17 protein-coding genes and 1 pseudogene are annotated in these 19,200 nt (G+C 61.9%); 14 read left to right on the top strand and 4 right to left on the bottom strand.

What is annotated here, in order from left to right; all coding sequences use genetic code 11:
* Positions 1-1,022 (top strand): chromate transporter (locus tag H0V34_09025; protein ID MBA2491827.1); only part of this gene is annotated, 1,022 nt, incomplete at its 5' end.
* Positions 1,023-1,085: 63 nt separating this feature from the next.
* Here H0V34_09025 and H0V34_09020 read toward each other — a convergent pair.
* A complete protein-coding gene (locus H0V34_09020; protein ID MBA2491826.1) occupies positions 1,086-1,793 on the bottom strand; it encodes a metal-dependent transcriptional regulator in 708 nt (235 codons plus the stop codon).
* A gap of 155 nt (positions 1,794-1,948) precedes the next feature.
* On the opposite strand from H0V34_09020, the gene H0V34_09015 reads away from it, so the two are divergent.
* The 7 genes from H0V34_09015 (at position 1,949) to grxD (ending at position 9,484) form a co-directional block, all read left to right on the top strand.
* Positions 1,949-2,848: a transporter gene (locus tag H0V34_09015; GenBank protein MBA2491825.1), complete on the top strand. Its 900-nt coding sequence runs from the start codon at positions 1,949-1,951 to the stop codon at positions 2,846-2,848.
* Between the two features lie 136 nt (positions 2,849-2,984).
* The gene (locus tag H0V34_09010; protein MBA2491824.1) at positions 2,985-3,944 is read left to right on the top strand and encodes a zinc ABC transporter substrate-binding protein; all 960 of its coding nucleotides are present in this window, start codon (positions 2,985-2,987) and stop codon (positions 3,942-3,944) included.
* A complete protein-coding gene (locus tag H0V34_09005; protein MBA2491823.1) occupies positions 3,937-4,791 on the top strand; it encodes a metal ABC transporter ATP-binding protein in 855 nt (284 codons plus the stop codon). The genes H0V34_09010 and H0V34_09005 overlap by 8 nt, the downstream gene beginning before the upstream one ends.
* A 4-nt stretch (positions 4,792-4,795) precedes the next feature.
* On the top strand, positions 4,796-6,187 hold the full coding sequence (locus H0V34_09000; protein MBA2491822.1) for a metal ABC transporter permease: 1,392 nt from the start codon (positions 4,796-4,798) through the stop codon (positions 6,185-6,187).
* A gap of 13 nt (positions 6,188-6,200) precedes the next feature.
* Positions 6,201-7,142: a metal ABC transporter permease gene (locus tag H0V34_08995; protein MBA2491821.1), complete on the top strand. Its 942-nt coding sequence runs from the start codon at positions 6,201-6,203 to the stop codon at positions 7,140-7,142.
* A 123-nt stretch (positions 7,143-7,265) separates the two neighbouring features.
* Entirely contained in the window at positions 7,266-9,044 is a 1,779-nt protein-coding gene (locus tag H0V34_08990; protein MBA2491820.1) for an N-acetylglutaminylglutamine amidotransferase, read from the top strand.
* 101 nt (positions 9,045-9,145) lie between these two features.
* Positions 9,146-9,484, top strand: a complete 339-nt coding sequence (grxD, locus tag H0V34_08985; protein ID MBA2491819.1) for a Grx4 family monothiol glutaredoxin — start codon at positions 9,146-9,148, stop codon at positions 9,482-9,484.
* Between the two features lie 134 nt (positions 9,485-9,618).
* Here the strand turns inward: grxD and rnt are convergent, their stop codons facing one another.
* Positions 9,619-10,317: a ribonuclease T gene (rnt, locus tag H0V34_08980; protein MBA2491818.1), complete on the bottom strand. Its 699-nt coding sequence runs from the start codon at positions 10,315-10,317 to the stop codon at positions 9,619-9,621.
* A 61-nt stretch (positions 10,318-10,378) separates the two neighbouring features.
* A complete protein-coding gene (gene pyrC / locus H0V34_08975) occupies positions 10,379-11,419 on the bottom strand; it encodes a dihydroorotase (GenBank protein ID MBA2491817.1) in 1,041 nt (346 codons plus the stop codon).
* 242 nt (positions 11,420-11,661) lie between these two features.
* On the opposite strand from pyrC, the gene pdhA reads away from it, so the two are divergent.
* The 6 genes and pseudogenes from pdhA (at position 11,662) to H0V34_08945 (ending at position 17,617) form a co-directional block, all read left to right on the top strand.
* Positions 11,662-12,657, top strand: a complete 996-nt coding sequence (gene pdhA / locus H0V34_08970; protein ID MBA2491816.1) for a pyruvate dehydrogenase (acetyl-transferring) E1 component subunit alpha — start codon at positions 11,662-11,664, stop codon at positions 12,655-12,657.
* A gap of 2 nt (positions 12,658-12,659) precedes the next feature.
* Positions 12,660-13,643, top strand: coding sequence for an alpha-ketoacid dehydrogenase subunit beta (locus H0V34_08965; protein MBA2491815.1), 984 nt, complete (start codon positions 12,660-12,662; stop codon positions 13,641-13,643).
* A 433-nt stretch (positions 13,644-14,076) separates the two neighbouring features.
* The gene (locus H0V34_08960; GenBank protein ID MBA2491814.1) at positions 14,077-15,759 is read left to right on the top strand and encodes an EAL domain-containing protein; all 1,683 of its coding nucleotides are present in this window, start codon (positions 14,077-14,079) and stop codon (positions 15,757-15,759) included.
* A gap of 124 nt (positions 15,760-15,883) precedes the next feature.
* Positions 15,884-16,085 (top strand): annotated as a pseudogene (locus H0V34_08955) (type II toxin-antitoxin system HicB family antitoxin).
* A 2-nt stretch (positions 16,086-16,087) separates the two neighbouring features.
* The gene (locus tag H0V34_08950) at positions 16,088-16,300 is read left to right on the top strand and encodes a type II toxin-antitoxin system HicA family toxin (protein ID MBA2491813.1); all 213 of its coding nucleotides are present in this window, start codon (positions 16,088-16,090) and stop codon (positions 16,298-16,300) included.
* Between the two features lie 72 nt (positions 16,301-16,372).
* A complete protein-coding gene (locus tag H0V34_08945; protein ID MBA2491812.1) occupies positions 16,373-17,617 on the top strand; it encodes a 2-oxo acid dehydrogenase subunit E2 in 1,245 nt (414 codons plus the stop codon).
* 213 nt (positions 17,618-17,830) lie between these two features.
* Here H0V34_08945 and H0V34_08940 read toward each other — a convergent pair.
* On the bottom strand, positions 17,831-19,200 hold a 1,370-nt coding region (locus H0V34_08940; protein ID MBA2491811.1), incomplete at its 5' end, for a hypothetical protein.

The raw sequence follows: 19,200 nt of genomic DNA, 5'->3' as shown, positions 1-19,200 counted from the left end.
TGCAGGCGCTGTTTTTCGGACTGACACCCGCGGTGCTCGCCGTGGTGGTGCAGGCCGTGATCAGGATCGGCTCGCGGGCGCTCAAGAACGTGGTTATGGTGGGACTCGCCGCGGTCGCGTTCATCGGCATATTCTTCTTCCAGGTTCCGTTCCCGATCATCATCATCGGCGCCGGACTCGTGGGTTACATCGGCGGGCGCATCTGGCCGGATACTTTCTATGTCATCCGAGGGCATGGCGACACAAGCGGTGGCAACGTGGATTCGGATGTCGTTTACCAGGGCGAGATTCATACGCACCCGAGCATAAGGCGCGCGGTTCGGATCACGGCATTGTGCCTGACCTTGTGGTTCACGCCGCTCATCGTGCTCTCCCTGACGCTGGGCATGGACAACATTTTCACGCAGCTCGGAATCTTCTTCAGCAAGGTGGCGGTGGTGACCTTCGGCGGCGCGTACGCGGTACTGGCCTACATCGCGCAGCAGGCGGTCAACACTTATGGCTGGCTGCAACCGGGCGAGATGCTGACCGGACTGGGCATGGCCGAAACCACGCCGGGCCCGCTCATACAAGTTGTTCAGTTCGTGGGTTTCCTGGGCGCGTACCGCGACGCCGGCATGTTGGACCCGCTCTGGGCCGGCGTGCTCGCCTCGGTGCTGGTGACCTGGGTGACCTACGTACCGTGTTTCCTGTACATCTTCCTCGGCGCGCCCTATATCGAGGCTTTGCGTGGCAACAAAGCGTTAAGCACCACGTTGTCAGGCATCACCGCCGCGGTGGTGGGTGTGGTGCTTAACCTGGCCGTGTGGTTCGCGCTGCATACGGTGTTCGGCAAGGTCTACGAGCAACATGCGTTCGGCATGCGCCTGCTGATTCCGGTGTGGGACACGTTGCGGCCGGTGCCGCTGATTATCGCCGCGTGTGCGATGATCGCGCTGCTGCGCTTCAAGCTCGGCATGATCCCAACCTTATTGGGCAGCGCGCTGGTGGGCATGGGTTATTACCTGATCGCGATCGCATAACCCGCCAAAGTTTGTCAACAAACAAGGGTTCGTCGCCGCCCATAGCGACTCAAATCAGCGACTTTAGGCGCGGTGACTGTTATCGAGATCCGCGGGTTCCGCACCCACGGATTCCACGAGAATGGCGGCGGCGGCGGCGGTGCCGAGCGTGACCGGTTCGCGATCACGAGCGCGTACCGTGACCGCGTCGGCGGCGGGCTCCCGGAACGCGACCGTGACGGACTCGCCTGGCGTCAGGCCGTGACTGGCCACATAGCGCAGAAAATCCGGATCCTGATTCAAAACACGGGTGATCCGCAACGGAACATCGGTGCGGCAATCCGTCAGGCGCATCGCTTTCTGGCGTGGAAGCTTGCCGGTAGGTGGCGGGATCGGATCGCCGTGCGGATCGGCCGCCGGATGACCGAGGAAAGCGTCGATCCGCTCAAGTACCTTGTCCGAGATGGCGTGCTCCAGTTCCTCGGCCTCCGCGTGCACTTCCGACCAGTCCAGCCCCAGCGCCTTGACCAGAAATGCCTCTATGAGCCGGTGTCGCCGCACCACTTGCAATGCGATCCTGGCGCCCGAGTCCGTCAGACGCACACCGCGCCGTGGCTCGTGACGGATCAGTCGGCTCTTCGCCAGGCTCTTGACCATCGCAGTCGCGGTGCCCGCGGTGACGCCCATCGCCGCCGCCACCCGTCCGACCGATACGAGATCCGTCTCGGCGCCCAGCAGTTGCTGCTCCTCGTATATGTGTTTCAGATAATTCTCGACTGTAATGCTGGTCATTCGTGCCTTTGCGCCGGTCCGTACCGTGCATGTCGGGTAAATTGATAGTATTGTCTTGGACGGCCTGCTACTCTTCAATTTGAATAATCAAAATAATATATTTGGTAACCAAGTCAATCCGTATCAGCTTAATGAAACGTTGCGTCTGGATTGCAGTGGCTTCGCTGAACGTCGTGGTAGGCGCAAGCGCCATGGGCGCCAGTCGGATGTCCGACCAGGTGCGTGCGGCATCATGCCCCCGACGCGTATCCGCACCGGCGGTGGACAAGCGCCGATTTACCCTTTTCAACCCGACGCCGGTGAACCTGATGCGGGAGATGAGCACAGACCGGCCGGATACGACCGAGAGCCCTTACACAGTGGATGCCGGACACTTTCAGTTTGAGCTGGGTCTGGCCGAATACGCCTACGACGATGACGGTGGCGCCCGCACCGAGGCGCTGGGCGTCCTGACCAGCAACATCAAGGCTGGTCTGCTGAACAACGTCGATCTTCAGTTAGTGTTCACGCTGTACACGCGCCAGGAGACGGAGCAGGACGGCAATAATCGGATCGCCAAAGGCTTCGGGGATGATACGCAAGTGCGCCTGAAGATCAATCTGTGGGGCAACGACGGTGTGGCGCCGCCGGGTTTAAGCCCGACCGCGTTCGCGATCATGCCCTTCGTCAAGTTTCCGACCGGCGCTGATGATTTGACCAACGAGCACATCGAGGGCGGCGTCATTTTTCCGCTGGCCGTGCCGCTGGCCAACGACTTTGATCTCGGGCTCATGGCAGAGGTGGACTTCGTGTACAACGAGGACGCGGACGGCTATGGCGTCGCCTTTATCCACACGGCCACCCTCGGACACGAAATTGCCGGTGATCTTGGCGGCTACGTCGAGTATGTCGGCGTGGCGCCGCACGAAACCGGCGCGGGGTATCAGGCTATCGGCAGCGCCGGCCTCACTTATGCGTTAAGCGACAACTGGATCGTGGATTTCGGCGGCACCGCCGGCCCATCCGATGACGCCGATGATTTCACCGTGTTCGCCGGCACTTCGTTCCGCTTGTGAGTCGTTTCAGTGCGCGTCTGAATGCTTATGTCTCAAAACTAACGTACTGGTATAAAAGGCAATGAAAACATGCGCCGGCAACGACAATCGGTTTCAACGGCTGCGCCTGATGAGAACAACAACTTACGCTGCGGAGATGCTCGTTGTCGCCGCCGTGGGCGCGTGCGCGGACGACGCCGCAGATAATTCTGACACGGTTGTTGGCGACCGGCCGTATCGTATTACCGCGACGGTCGGCATGGTCGGGGACATCGCGGAACAGGTCGCCGGTAACCGGGCGGAGGTCAACGTGATTATCGGGCCGGGTGTGGACCCGCATCTCTACACGCCCACGCGCGATGACGTGGTTAGCTTTAAGGATGCGGACATTATCTTCTATACCGGTCTGCTGCTGGAGGGGCGCATGATCGACACGCTGACCGCGGTCGGCCGGACCAAACCGGTTTATGCGGTGACGGATCTGATCGACAGAAATTACCTGATCGAGGCGCATGGGCAGTTCGATCCGCACGTGTGGATGGATGTCAGCGCCTGGTCACAGGCCGTAGAGGTCGTGTCCCGCTCGCTGGCGGAGTTCGACCCGGATAGCACCGATTACTATGAGCGCAACGCGCAAAGGTACCGTCAACAGCTCGATAAGCTGCACCAGTACGGCCTGCGACATACCGCCACTATCCCGGGCGCGCGGGGGGATCACAAGCCGCTGATGGTGACCTCCCACGACGCGTTCAATTACTTCGGCAAGGCCTATGGTCTGGACGTGCGGGGCGTGCAGGGGCTTTCCACCGAGTCGGAGGCGGGCCTCAAGCGAGTCAACGATCTGATCGACCTGATCGTCAAGACCAGAACGGCGGCGGTATTCGTCGAAACCACCGTCTCACAGCAGAACATCCAGGCGCTGATCGAAGGCGCGCGCGCTCGGGGTCATGAGGTCGAAATCGGCGGCGAGCTGTTCTCCGACGCCATGGGCGCCGAAGGGACTTATGAGGGCACCTACGTGGGCATGCTGGATCACAATCTCACCACCGCAACCCAGGCGCTGGGCGGTCAGGCGCCGGCGCGCGGCATGCAAGGAAAATTAACCCATAATGAATAAGCCCGAGGTAGCCACGAGCCTGCGCGAGGCGATCCGGTCTGTCAGCGGCAGGAGCGGCGCACGTCCTGACGCGGCGGAAAAGCGCCCCTCGCCCGCGCCGCTGAGTATCCATGATCTGACGGTCGCCTATTACCGCAAGCCGGTGCTCTGGGAAGTGGAACTGGACGTGCCCGAAGGCCGGCTGGTGGGCGTGATCGGGCCCAATGGGGCGGGCAAGACGACGCTCATCAAGGCGGTCATGGATCTGGTGCCCACCGTGGTGTCCGGTCGCGTGCGCGTGTTCGGCGCACCGTATCGCAGGAACCGCCGAAGAGTCGGCTACGTACCTCAGCGCGAGAGTGTGGACTGGGACTTCCCGGTCAGCGCCCTGGATGTGGTGACCATGGGCCGCTACGGCAAAATCGGCTGGTGCCTGCCGGTGACGCGCCGACACCGCGAGGCCGCGCGCGCGGCGCTGGACCGCGTGGGCATCGCCGATCTGGCCGATCGCCAGATCAGTCAGCTCTCGGGTGGGCAGCAGCAGCGGACCTTTCTCGCCCGCGCGCTTGCGCAGGAGGCGGACCTGTACCTGATGGACGAGCCCTTCGCCGCGGTGGACGCCGCCACCGAAAAGGCGATCGTGCGCCTCCTGCACGACCTGCGAACGGCGGGCAAGACGGCGCTTGTCGTGCACCATAATCTGCAAACGGTGCGCGAATACTTCGATTACGTGATCCTGATGAACATGCGGGTGGTCGCGCATGGGCCGACCGCGGAGGTCTTCAACGAGGATAATTTACGCAAGACCTATGGCGGCAAACTTACCTTGCTGAGCGATGCCGCAGAGGCGCTGACGCGGAGCGACTGAGCACATGCCCGCTTTCGATACGGCGCTGCGCGTACTGACCTTGCAGGACTACAACACCCGGCTGGTGGTGCTGGCCGCGGCCTTGCTGGGACTGGCGGCGGGTGTGATCGGCACGTTCATGCTGCTGCGCAAGCGGGCGCTGCTGGGCGATGCGCTGAGTCACGCCACTCTGCCGGGGGTGGGCCTTGCATTCGTGCTCGCCAATCTGGTCGGCGTCGCCGGCAAATCCCTGCCCGTGCTGCTGACCGGCGCGGCCGTCACGGGCGTGCTGGGCGCGGGCGCCATATTGATGATTCGCCGCTACACGCGCCTGAAGGAGGACGCGGCCCTGGGCATAACCTTAAGCGTGTTCTTCGGCGCAGGCGTGGCGCTTTTGGGCGTGATCCAGCAGATGGGCGCAAGCTCCGCCGCCGGGCTCGAGACTTATATTTACGGCAGCACCGCCTCCATGACCGCCATCGACGCGTGGTTCATTGCCGGCGCCGCGGGATTGGTAGTGATCGCGTGCGCGATATTGTTCAAGGAATTCAGACTGCTCTGTTTCGATGCCGGCTTCGCGCAGGGGCAGGGGTGGCCGGTGGGCGTGCTGGACGTGGTGCTCGCGGGGCTGGTGGTGACCATCGTGGTGGTGGGTCTGCAGGCGGTGGGTGTCATTCTGATCATCGCGATGTTGATCGTGCCGGCGGCGGCGGCGCGCTTCTGGAGCGATCGCCTGGCGCCCATTATCTGCGTCGCGGCGTTGATCGGGGCGTTCAGCGCGGCGGTGGGTGCGATGGTCAGCGCACTGTTTCCGCGGCTGCCCTCCGGCGCGATGATTGTGCTGGCCGCGCTGATCATGTTCTCGCTAAGCATGTTGTGCGGGGCGGCACGGGGGGTCGCGCCGCACTGGTTGCGGCATCGCCGTCTCAACCGTCGCATGGATACCCAGCATCTGCTGCGCGCGATGTATGAGGCGCAGGAGCTTTACGCCACGCGCGACAGCTTCGGCGCAACCCCTCTGGCGTGCAACATCGAGTTCGACGATCTACTGCGGCGACGCTCCTGGGCGCCGTCCAGTCTCAGGCGTATTGTGCGCCGAGCGGAGCGATCCGGGCTGGTTCGCCCGGCGGAATCCGACTGCTGGGTATTGACTGCTCTGGGCCGCATCCATGCCGTGAGAGTGGTGCGCAATCACCGGCTGTGGGAGGTGTATCTGATTACCTATGCGGACTTGGCGCCCAGTCACGTGGACCGGGACGCCGATCGTATCGAACACGTGCTGTCGCCGGAGATGATCGCGGAACTGGAGTCGCTGCTGGAGCGCGACGACCAGCATCTCGCGGTGCCGGCGAGCCCGCACGAAATCCAGGCGCCGTCCACGGATACTGTCGCACCGATGAGCCGTACCCGTGCCTGAGTTTCCGCTTCGGATGTGGCACGCGCTGGCGGGCTGGGACGCTTATCTGGACGGCTGGATCGTCGTGGTGGGCATGCTGTGCGCGATGGCCTGCGCGCTGCCGGGCTGTTTTCTGGTGCTGCGCCGGATGAGCATGATGGGCGACGCCATCAGTCACGCGGTGCTGCCGGGGCTGGCGGTCGCCTTCATCGTCAGCGGCAAGCTCACCAGTGCTCCTATGTTCATAGGCGCGGTGGTGGCAGGTGTGCTCACGGCGTTGTTCACCGAATGGGTGCGCGGTTACGGCAAAGTCGATGAGGGCGCCTCCATGGGCGTGGTCTTCACCGGCCTGTTCGCATTGGGGCTGGTGTTTATCGCGCAGGCGGCCGATCAGGTTCATCTGGACGCCAATTGCGTGCTTTATGGCGCCATCGAGTTCACGCCGCTGGATACGGTATCGTTGGCAGGTCAGGCCGTGCCAAGGGTGGCCCTGACCCTGGCGTCCATTCTTCTGCTGAATCTTGTCTTCGTTGTGCTTTTTTACAAGGAACTCAAGATAAGCTCGTTCGATCCGGCGCTGGCCACCACCATGGGCGTCAACGCGCGCGCCATGCATTATCTGTTGATGACTTTGACCGCGGTGACCGCGGTTGCATCGTTTGAGGCGGTCGGCAGCATTCTCGTGGTTGCGCTGTTGATCGCGCCGCCGGCCGCGGCCTACCTGCTGACCGACCGGCTGCCGGTGATGCTCGGCTTGAGTCTCGTCATCGGCGCTAGCGCGGCGGTGCTGGGCCATGCGGGTGCGCTGGCGCTGCCGGCGGCTTTCGGTTACGGCAGCACCAGCACCGCCGGTATGATCGCGGTCGCGGCCGGCGTGCTCCTCATCCTGGCGGCGCTGTTCGGGCCGCGGCACGGGGTCATCAGCAGCATCGTGCACCGGCGGCGTACGCGTTCTTCCGTAAACGCCGGGTCCTGACATACTCGTTGCCTCGGGCAACTCAGCCGGCATGAGGCGGCAGCTTGCGTTATCATCCCCCGCCAGCCGCTACCCGCGCGGCTTCCCCTCTCTCCAACATTCGACAACACGCGTCTTAGGCTCATGTGCGGCATTTGTGGTGAATTGCGTTTCGACGGGAGTGCGCCGGATAGGACCGCGCTCACGGCCATGCTGCCCGCGTTGCGCCGGCGTGGTCCGGACGACGAGGGCCATTACACCGATGGTCCGCTCGCGCTGGGGCATCGGCGGTTGTCCGTCATCGATTTGTCCACGCAGTCGCACCAGCCGATGGTGGACGGGGAATTGGGCATCGCGCTGGTGTTCAACGGCGTCATTTACAACTATCGCGAGCTGCGCGCGGAGTTACAGGCGCTGGGATTTTCGTTCAGGTCGACGGGCGATACCGAGGTCATCGTCAAGGCGTACCGAGCCTGGGGCGCGAATTGCGTCACGCGATTCCTTGGCATGTTCGCGTTCGCGCTTTGGGATATGCGCGCGCAAAGTTTGTTTATGGCGCGCGACCGTTTTGGCATAAAGCCGTTTTACTACAGCATCAACGACAAATATCTGCGATTCGCCTCTAGCACGCAGGCGTTGCTGGCGGCGGGCGGCATCGACAAGAATATCGACGCGGTCGCCCTGCACCATCACCTGAGCCTGCACGCGGTGGTGCCGGCGCCGCGCACCTTGCTCAAGGGCATCCGCAAGCTCGAACCAGCGCACACCCTGACGATCGCCAGAGATGGCGAGAGTCGGCTCAAACGCTACTGGACCCTGGAGGCCAGACGCCCCGCGCAAGGGCGCAGCGAACAGGAATGGCTGGAACTCACGTGCGCGGCGCTTTGCACGGCGGTGCGGCGGCGCATCGCGGCATCGGACGTACCGGTGGGCGTGCTGCTGTCGGGCGGGCTGGATTCCAGCCTGCTGGTCGCGGCGCTGGCGACCTCCGGCGTGCGCGACATAAAAACGTATACAGTGGGATTCGAAGATCAGCCCGAGGAGAAGGGCAGCGAGTTCGAGTTTTCCGATCCGGTAGCCGAGCGCTTTGCGACCGACCACCACAAGTTTTACGTGCCAAATCGCGAGCTGCTCGATCGTCTGCCCGAGTCGGTGGACAACATGGCCGAACCCATGGTCGGCCAGGACGCCGTGGCGTTCTATCTGCTCGCCGAGCAGGTGCGCCGCGACGTGAAAGTGATACAGACAGGCCAGGGCGCGGATGAGGTGTTCGGCGGCTACTTCTGGTATCCGCGAATGGACGCGTCGACGGGCGACGATCTCAGCCGTTTCCGCGCGCATTATTTCGATCGTTCTCACGCCGAATTCGCGCGGACGGTCGCGCCTGAATACGTAAGTGAAGACCACACCTCCGCGCTGATCGAGCACTTGCTGGAAGAGGCGCCCGCCGACGAGTTTCTCGACAAGGTTCTACATATGGACGCCACGACCATGATCGTCGATGATCCGGTAAAGCGGGTGGACAACATGACCATGGCATGGGGGCTGGAGGCGCGCGTGCCGTTTCTGGATCACGAACTGGTGGAACTGGCCATGCAGATGCCGCCGGCGTTCAAGCTGCGCGAAGGCGGCAAGTTTCCGCTCAAGCAGATGGCGCGCGGACTGGTGCCGGACGTCGTGATCGACCGGCCCAAAGGCTATTTTCCGGTGCCGGCGCTCAAATACGTGCGCGGCGATTTTCTGCAACTGATGGTCGCCACGCTCAATTCAGCCGCATGCCGCGAGCGTGGGCTGTTTCAGCGCGCTTACGTCGATCGCCTGCTGCGCGAGCCGGAAGCGCATACCACGCCGCTCAAGGGCAGCAAGCTCTGGCATCTGGCATTGCTGGAATTATGGTTGCAACGAAACGTGGATATGGTTTAGGCATTGCCGATGTACCGGCCTGAATGCGTGCCGGCCGTTTAATGGACTTGTCAAAGCGGCTATAATAAGCGGCTTCGTAACATTTACCATGAGGAAAACCTATGGATGCATTAGACCGTATCAGAGGGCAGGTGGAAGGCAATCCAGTTGTCATTTTCATGAAGGGGACGCCGCAGTTGCCTCAGTGCGGTTTTTCGAGCCGGGCCGCGGAGGCGCTGAAGGGCTGCGGAACCGAGTTCGCCTACGTCAACGTGCTGGCCGATCCCGAGATCATGCAGAACCTGCCACGCTACGCCAACTGGCCGACTTTTCCGCAGATTTATATCGGCGGTGAACTGGTGGGCGGCTGCGACATTACCTTGGAACTGTTCGAGAAAGGCGACCTGCAGAAGATGGTTACCGAGGCGGCCGCGAGCCGCGGGGCCGCCAGCGACGCCTAGATTCTGTCAGGGCGACGCCTGTATTGGCGGCGGCCTTAACACATTGAAGTCGATAATCGAAGGCCCCGTTTCGGGGCCTTCGATTTTATGATCCCGGGGTTCTGGCGGGCGGCAAGCCAGCGCGCCGCAAGCGATCATCCGTCGCGCGGGGCGGCGAGCCAGTCGTCGCACGACGCGGTCGTGTTCGCATATCCCGCTGCTTTTGCCTCCGCCAGCGCTTCCATTTGCCGCCATCGATTGACGATTTTGCAGAATAATTCGGCGGTCTTCTCGGCGTCGTAGATCGCGGAGTGTGCTTCGCTCTTGTTCCACGGCATGCCGGCCGCCTGCGCGATGCGCGCGAGTACGGTCTGGCCGTAGGCAACCGCGCCTAACGTTACCGTATCCAGGCTGCTGAACGGATGGAAAGGACTGTTCTTGAGGCCGGTTCGCGCGATCGCGGCATTTAAAAAACCAAGATCGAAATGGGCGTTGTGGCCCACCAGAATCGCGCGCTGGCAATTGTTGTCCCGTACCGACTGACGCACCTCCTTAAAGACCTGGCGCAAGGCAATTTCCTCCGGCACGGCGATGCGCAGTGGATGCCATGGATCGATACCGTTGACTTCCAGCGACGCCGCTTCCAGGTTGGCGCCTTCGAATGGCTGCACGTGCGCGGACACCGTTCGATTGCAATGCAGCATGCCCTTGTGATCGCAGCGAAGCAGCACCGCGGCAAACTCAAGCAAGGCGTCCGTGCGCGCGTTAAAACCGCCGGTCTCGAGGTCGATTACCACCGGCATGAACCCGCGGAATCGCTTTCCCAGCGGCACACATTCAATGTCTTGAATCATGCTTACAGCTTACCGGAACGGTGCGGCTAATGCGACGCGGCGCCCGGGTTAACTGGTCATGTTACGTTTCCGCCAGCCGCCATTGCACGCTTTCGCCGGCGCGCAACGGCACCAGCGTTTCACCGCCAAAGGGGTAAGCTGCGGGCACATGCCAGGCGCGCTGCTCCAACGTGATGGTGTTTGTGTTGACCGGCAGTCCGTAGAACGTGGCGCCGAAGCGGCTGGCGAAGTTTTCGAGTTTAGGGAGCGCATCTACGGACTCGAAGGCTTCGGCGTAGAGTTCGATGGCGGCGTGCGCGCTGTAGATGCCCGCGCAACCGCACGGCGATTCCTTGGCACCTTTTGCGTGCGGCGCGCTGTCGGTGCCGAGAAAAAACTTCGGATTGCCACCGGCCGCGGCCGCGACGATCGCGCGGCGATGGGTTTCGCGTTTCAGTAGGGGCACACAGTAATGATGCGGTCGCAAGCCACCGGCGAACAGCGCATTGCGGTTGTAGAGTATATGTTGCGGAGTGATGGTGGCGGCCACGGTCGCACCGGCCGAGACGACAAATCTCACCGCCTCCGCGGTTGTGATGTGTTCGAGCACGATTTTAAGATCAGGATAGCGCGCGTGCAGCGGAGCCAGCACGCGCTCGATGAAGATCCGCTCGCGATCGAACACATCGATATCCGGATCGACCACCTCGCCATGCACCTGCAGCACCAGACCGTGGTTCTGCATGGCTTCGAGCGCCGGGTAAACGTGCTCGATGTTTCGCACGCCGGCTTCCGAGTGCGTGGTGGCGCCGGCCGGGTAGAATTTCACGCCATGCACGATACCGCTTGTGGCCGCGCGAGCGAGTTCGTCGGCGGTGGTGTCGCCGGTGAGATAAAGCGTCATCAGCGGCTCGAACGCGGCGCCCTCCGGCCGGGCGGCCAGGATTCTAGCCCGGTAATCCTGCGCCATCGCGACCGTCGTGATCGGCGGCTTGAGATTTGGCATGATGATGGCGCGCGCGAAACGTTTCGCCGTGTGCGGCACTACCGAGCCAAGCGCGTCGCCGTCACGCAGGTGCAGGTGCCAGTCGTCGGGCCGGATGATGGTCAGTTTGATGGGCATGGAAGGGCGTACTGGGAAAGTTGAATCACGGTCATTATACCGGCGTAAGGTCGGCGCTTGCGCTTGGCAGCCGGTTTGACCGGATCGCGGGAAAACACCATTATTGAGTTTTGAGCGCGACAGGTTGGGGGCCGCGTTACGTCGCGCTTGAACGGGAGCAATCAGCGCAACGCCGCGACGGCGCCAGGCGATAAGATTCCAACAACGGCCGAGATCATCATGCCTGCCAATCGAAACATGTCATGGCGCTGACCGTCGAAGCCCGGCGGCGCCTTCTGCGCGAGATGCTGTTCGCGCGTCGCTTCGAGGAGCGCTGCTACGAAGCCTACGTCGAGCGCAAGATCGGCGGATTTCTGCATCTGTATCCTGGGCAGGAGGCCTGCGTGCATGGCGTGATGGAGGCCGCACGACCCGGCTTCGATTACGTCATCACCAGCTATCGGGATCACGTGCACGCGCTCAAGTGCGGCGTCGATCCCAAAGCGATCATGGCGGAACTCTTTGGCAAGGAAACCGGGTGCAGCCGCGGTCGCGGCGGCTCCATGCACATCTTCGACGTGCGGCACCGCTTCATGGGCGGCTACGCGCTTGTCGGCGGGCCGTTCCCGTTGGCCGCGGGCATGGCCAAGGCGTTGCAACTCAAGGGCGCGGAAGAAATCGTCGTGTGTTTCTTAGGCGACGCTGCCAACAACCAGGGCACTTTCCACGAAACGCTCAATATGGTCGGCTTATGGAAACTGCCCGTGCTGTACGTGTGCGAAAACAATCTGTACGGCATCGGCACGCGCATCGATCGCTCCACGGCGGTGATCGAGCAATACAGGCGGGTGTGCGGATACAACTTTCCCGCCGCGCAAGCCGACGGGCAGGATATCGACGTGGTGTTCGAGGCGGCGAAAACCGCGGTGGATCACGTTCGCGAACAGCGCGCGCCTTATTTTCTGGAGTTGTTGACTTACCGCTATCGCGGTCACTCGATGTCCGACTCGAACGTCTATCGTCAGAAAGAGGAGGAGCGTCGCTGGAGCAGCCGCGATCCGGTGATCCTGATGCGCGATCGCCTGATCGAAGCAGGCGAGATGAGCCTCGAGGATTACAAGGCGCTGGACGACGAGATCCTGGAGCGGCTGGAAACCGAAATCATTACTTTCGCGGAAAACTCGCCCGAGCCAGATGTGGCCGAACTGGAGCGTTACGTGCTCGCCGAGAATGATCCCTGGGTGCGGGGAGGGCCTTAAACGTGGCGCAGATGATGATCTGGGAGGCGATACGCCGCGCGCACGATGAGGAAATGGCGCGTGATCCTTATGTGATCTGCATGGGCGAGGACATCGGCTCCGCCGGCGGCACGTACAAGGCCACGCAAGGGCTGTGGGAAAAATACGGCCCGGAGCGCGTGATCGACACGCCGATCTCGGAGAACAGCTTTACAGGCCTGGGCATAGGCGCCTCGTTCCTCCGTGTGCGGCCGATCATCGAAATCATGTCCGTCAACTTTGCGTGGCTGGCGCTGGATCAGATCGCCAATAGCGCCGCCAAGGTGCGCTACATGTCCGGCGGCCAGCTCACCGCGCCCGTGGTGATCCGCTCGCCGGGCGGCACCGCGCATCAGCTCGGATCGCAGCACTCCGCGCGCATGGAAAAGGTGTTCATGGGAATCGCGGGCTTGCGCACAGTCGCGTTTTCCAATGCCCGGCAAGCGTACGGGCTACTCAAATCCGCCGTGCGCTGCGACGATCCCGTTTTCATCGACGAACACGAGCGCATGTACAATCTGAAAAGCGAGGTGCCGCACGACGAGTTTTTCCACCCGCTGGAAGGCAGCGAAATCGCGCGCCAGGGGCGCGATGTCACCTTGTTCGGTTACAGCATATCCGTGCACTGGTGTCTCGCGGCGGCAAGGATATTGTCCGAGCAGCACGGCATAGAGGCGGAGGTGATCGATCTGTACGCACTATCGCCACTGGATCGCACGGGCATCGCGCGCTCGGTCAGCAAAACCCACCGCGCGCTGATCGTCGAAGAAGCCGAAGCGATCGTCGGCGTGGGCGCCGAGGTGATGGCGATCATCAACGAAACATGTTTCTTCGAGCTGGACGCACCGCCGGTGCGCGTGTCCGCGAAGCATGTGCCGGTTCCTTATAACCACAAGCTCGAACTGGCCGCGATTCCGGATGCGAACGACGTAGTTGAAGCCGTATTGAGGGTAGTCAGATTCGGCTAGCGCGCGATACGCAATGGGTGAGTTGACCAACGCGCATTCCGGAAATCTACCCAGATGACGGTGCCCTGCTGCTGTGTAACGGTAGGACGCGGCTCACGGTTACTGCGTCGCGCTACAGGCTTCGCAGCGACCAGCATCCAGGATAGAGACAAATGAAGCCAGAATTCCCAGGGCTACATAGCGCACTTACCCGATTCTGCGATCTATAAGGGTATTGCGCGTGCAGCACGGTTAACGTATCGCGTCGATCCTGGATCGCTCTCACTTATCGATATCGTGCAGCTACGTGCCGTACCATGGTCAGAAACAAGACAATCGAGTGTGTGGCGTTTACTATCCAAATTCGACTTCAATACGTTGAGCAATCCGCCAGGCGCCATGTCTACTCTGCATGACGAGCAATGCGCTCAGGTAACCAGGAGGTGGTACTCAAATGGACAATATCTATCGCGCATTGATTGAGCATATCCCGGTAGTGACCTATATCACCGCCCTCGACGAGCGCGGCACGCTCCTGTACGTCAGTCCGCAGATCGAAGACTTGCTGGGGTACACGCCAGCAGAGTGGCTTGCCGATCCCGACGCCATGCTGAGTACCGTCCACGCCGATGATCGTGAGCGTGTACTGGCGGCGAAAGCGCGCGGCGACGCTACGCTGGAGCCTGTCAGCGTCGAGTATCGCCTGATCGCGCGGGATGGGCGGGTCGTCTGGGTACGCAATGAAGGCGTCGTGGTCCGCGATGAGGCCGGCAAAGTCCAGACGTGGCAGGGGTTTCTGCTCGACATCACCGCACAAAGAGACCTGGAGGCGCAGGCGCGCCTGGCGTTCCATGACTCCCTGACCGGGTTGCCCAACCGAGCCTTGTTCATGGACCGTTTACAGCACGCGCTCGCGCGACGAACAGAAGAGAACAATCATTGTGCCTTGCTGTTTCTCGACCTGGATCGCTTCAAGGTCGTGAATGACAGCCTCGGGCACGAGGCGGGCGATCAACTTCTGGTCGAGGTAGGACGCAGACTCCGGGAGTGCCTGCGCCCTGAAGACACGCTGGCCCGCCTTGGCGGCGACGAGTTTACGATCCTGCTCGAAAACTGTCAGGACGTGCGCGAACCGGTGCACGTCGCCGAACGCATCTGCAAGGCGCTGGAAGCGCCCTCCCTGGCGCGTGACGGGCAGCGGATCTTTACTTCCGCCAGCATCGGCATCGTCCTCAGCACACAAGCACACAAAACACCGCACGATTTGCTGCGTGAAGGGGACATCGCCATGTACCGCGCGAAAGAAAGAGGCCGGGCCCGTTTTGAAGTGTTCGACACGAGCATGAACGCGCGCGTGATTCAAACCCTGGATCTGGAGGCCCAGTTGCGTCAGGCGCTCGAACGTGGCGAGTTTGAGGTCTATTACATGCCAAAGGTGGAGTTCGCGACAGGAAATGTCACCGCGATCGAGGCGTTGCTCCGCTGGCAACACCCCACGCGGGGGATCTTGTCTCCCGCTGAGTTCATCGCGCTGGCCGAGGACACAGGCCTGATCCTGCCCATTGATCGGTGGGTGCTGCGGCAGGCTTGTCGACTGGTTCGCCGCTTGCAGGTGGCCTATCCTCGCGCGACGCCTCTGGAGGTGTATGTCAATGTCTCCGCCAAACAGTTCCAGAAGGCAGGCCTGATCCAGGAGATCGCTGACGTTATCCGGGAAACGGAGATAGACCCTTCGAGCCTGGTGCTGGAGTTCGATGAGCGCGTCGTCGTGGCGGATCCGCAAGCCAGTACAAACACGCTAAGGGGGCTCAAGGACCTCGGTGTGCAGCTGGCCGTCGGCGGTTTCGGCACGGGATATTCCAACCTCGGCTATCTAAAACATTACCCGGTGGATATCCTGAAGATCGATAAGTCGTTTGTTGCAGGCTTGGGGCATGACGACGACGATATGGCTATCATACAGGCGATCATCAGTCTCGCGGACGCGCTTCAATTGCAGACCATCGCCGAAGGTGTTGAAACGAACGAGCAGATGATGCGGTTGCGCGCGCTGGGATGCCAGCAGGGCCAGGGATATCACTTCGCCCCGCCGTTGCCTTACAAGGAACTGGAACCGCTAATCGCGTTAGCTTCCTAGATTGCTGAGAATGAAGATCCACTTGCGCGCTTGGTCCATCTTCAGCCAGCGCAATACAGGCTGGGATTCGAACTCGTAGGCGGAACGTATCGCGGTTCCGCCATAAATGAAGCTTTGAAGGGAGATCTATGCGCTACGCATTGCTTTGCATGAATCCGAAGAGGGCTTTGCCGTTTCGGTACCCGGCCTGCCGGGCTGCTGTCCCAAGGGAGCGACCGAAGACGAGGCGATCGAAAACGTCAAGGACGGCCATTCGCGAATATCTCGCGGCCATCCAGGACCAACTTCGCGGGGAGACGATTCGCGAGGTCGAGGTAGTTCTCTAACTTTGCCAAAGATTCCGCGTGTTAAACATCTCGACGCGGTTCGCGCGCTTGAGAAAGCCGGTTTCAGGATCGTCCGGCAAGGCAAGCATATCGTCATGTCGAACGGCGCTCGCGTTCTCACTATTCCTCGCCACAACCCGGTTAATGCCTTTACGCCAGGCGGTATCGTGCGCGATGCTGGTTTAACGGTCGAAGAATTTAATGCGCTTCTATAAGGGCGTTTGGCGATACGTGTAGCGGTTGTCGCTGCATCATCGCGACCGGGAGATCGCGACTACAGTGAGACGATGATGGCAGAAGCTTACATGATCAAAATGCCTCAGCTCTCGGACACCATGACCGAAGGCGTGGTCGTGAGTTGGGAGAAGAGCGCCGGCGACAGGCTCGCGCGTGGCGACATCGTGGCCACCATCGAAACCGACAAGGCCATCATGGACGTCGAGGTGTTCCGCGATGGCTATCTGTCGGGGCCGTTGGCGGCGGTTGACAGCGTCGTGCCAGTAGGCGAGGCCATTGGCTACATCGTCGCTTCCGCGGACGAGATACAGGCAACGTCCACCAGCGCTATGACAACACAATCCGCGGCAGTCGCCGCCGAATCACTTCCCGCACAAAGCGGTCGCCCGTCGCAACAGGCGCCGCGCCATCAGGAAGCGGTAAGTCATCCTGCGGCGGGTCATCGCGGGGCGCTGGTGCGGGAAGACGCCACCCCCGCGCCGCGACCCGACAACAAACGCGCCACGCCTTACGCGCGCAAGCTCGCTGGGCAATCAGGCGTGAATCTCAACGCCGTTATCGGTACTGGCCCAAGCAGCGCGGTCGCCGGGAACGACGTGCTGCAGGAGCAGCGCGTGCCGCCTGCTTCTCCATTCGAGATGCCCGAGGTGCAGGTCGCGGGCGAGGGCCGGCCAATGTCGGCCATGGAGCGCGCGGTCAGCCACAATATGACCGCCGCGCTGACCATGCCCACGTTCAACGCTACCGTGCGGATACGGCCGGAGGTAATGATTAGTGAGGCAAAGCGGCTTGGTATTTCGGTAACGGTGGCGATCGCGAAAGCCTGCGCGGTCACAATCGCGACTCATCCCACGATCAACTGGTGTTACCAGCCGGTTGATCGCATCGTCGAACGCGATCACGTGGATATCGGCATGGCGGTCGCGACCGAAACCGGCGGCCTGGTGACGCCGGTGCTGCGCGGCTGTCACGCGCGCGAGCTGGTCAATCTGCACGCCGAATGGAAAGACGTTGTCGAGCGGGCACGCCAGCGGCGACTGCGTAGGCAAGAATACAGCAACGCCACGTTCCAGATTTCGAATCTGGGCATGTACGGCGTCGCGCAGTTCGACGCGATCCCGACACCCGGTCTGGGGGCCGTACTCGCCGTCGCGGCGACGGGCAGCGCCGGCATGCCGCTGACACTCACCGCGGACCATCGCGTGATCAACGGCGTCGAAGCCGCGCAATTCTTGAGCGCGCTCAAGGAAAATATCGAGAACCCGGGCCGCTGGCTGATTAGAGGTATTTCGTAATCTGTGGTCGGGGATCGAAATCCCCGACCACGCTACTATCCGATCCGCCAACATCGAGCCGCATGATTGACGGTGAAGAAGTACGGGCCACCGTCAATTCTCGACCGTTGGTACTATCCAGCAGATTCCTTTCCTCAATCCGGTAACGCTGGAGGTCCGCACGCTGACCCCCGACCTGCGCGGACTCATCTCGGTCAGTCCGCGCCGTTCAAATTACCGTCGCTCGAACGAGCCGATGTCGCAGGCCGGACCGCCGTCGCCGTTGCCATCCTGCGGCCTTCGAACCCCGCGCTGGTCTCTGGCGGGCGGCGGACAGGTGCCGTCGTTCACAGCATCCACCGCAGGGCTGCCAGCCACCAGTGCATGTGTTCGCGTTCTGCCGCCGTTGCTGGCAAGACTTCGGTTGAGGATTGCGCCCAGCGCGGTAGGTGTGTCGCCATCCGAGGTGGCGGTGATGTCGGTTACACCGGGAGTAAAGCCACTAAACGCCTGCGAGTTTGTGAGTCCGCTGTGGCCGAAAAGATTGAAGTCGGCAGCCGTGACCGTGCCAAATCGGTCGTCGAGTTCTTCGTGTAATTCGGCTCCAGCTGGGGCTCGGTTGCCGGAGAGCAAGACATGTGCAAGCGTGACACCGCCTTGATAAGCATTGTGGATGCCGCCGCCCATCACGCTCGCGGAGTTGCCATGGATGGTGCTATGTATAAGCGAGACTATGCCGCGTCCGTAGGTGTATACGCCACCGCCATCGCGGGCGCTGTTGCCCGAGATGGTGCTGTTGTTGACCGTCACGCCGCTGGCATAGCCATTGAATATGCCGCCGCCATCGGTGCCGGCGCTGTTGCCGGATACGGTGCTGTTGTTCATCCGGACGCTACTGTATTCGAAGTTGCCGATGCCGCCGCCGCGTTTGGATGCGCGGTTGCCGGATACCGTGCTATCGATCAGCCGAAGAAATGCGCCTTCATACCGGATGCCCTCGTCATTCATTAACCCGCCGCCCGTTTCCGCGGCGTTTCCCGACACGACGCTGTTGATCAGGGTAACGACGCCGCCGAGATTCAGCACCGCGCCGCCGAAGCGGCTGTGAGGAGAGCCGGCGCTCGGCGCGGCCTTGCCGCCGGACAAGGCCGTGTCGCGTAATGTGAGATTGCCGCAGTCCGCGCAGGTCGAGCTGGATGTTCTATCCTGATCGACCGCAAAGACGCGAAACGCGGGCGCGGAACTCGCCCGCCGGATGGTGCTGCCGTTGCCGGCAATGGTAATGACGCTGCGGATGACGGGCAGGCCGGTTGCGCCGAAGTCGTAGGTGTTGTTGTTGATGGCGGTGAGCGATTGCGTGCTGTTCCTTGGTAGCACGATGGTGTCGGCGCCGCTGCCTTTGGCGCAATGGCCGGTGGCTGTGGTGTCATTGTTGGCGGCAACTATGGCCCTAATGAGCGTGCAGGTTCCGCCCACGTTGATGGTCGCCGCCAGCGCGGGTTGCGCGCCCAGCGCAAACAGCAGCGCAACAGCGGCCAGCGAATGCTTCCATTGCCGCTGGATTAAACGTCGCTGTCGCCTGGGCAACGCCTTCAGTGTGTTGT

Source organism: Gammaproteobacteria bacterium (genome assembly GCA_013696315.1).
Taxonomy (GTDB): Bacteria; Pseudomonadota; Gammaproteobacteria; order JACCYU01; family JACCYU01; genus JACCYU01.
The sequence above is the reverse complement of the archived record's forward strand: the minus strand, read 5'-3'. Positions and strand labels throughout refer to the sequence as shown.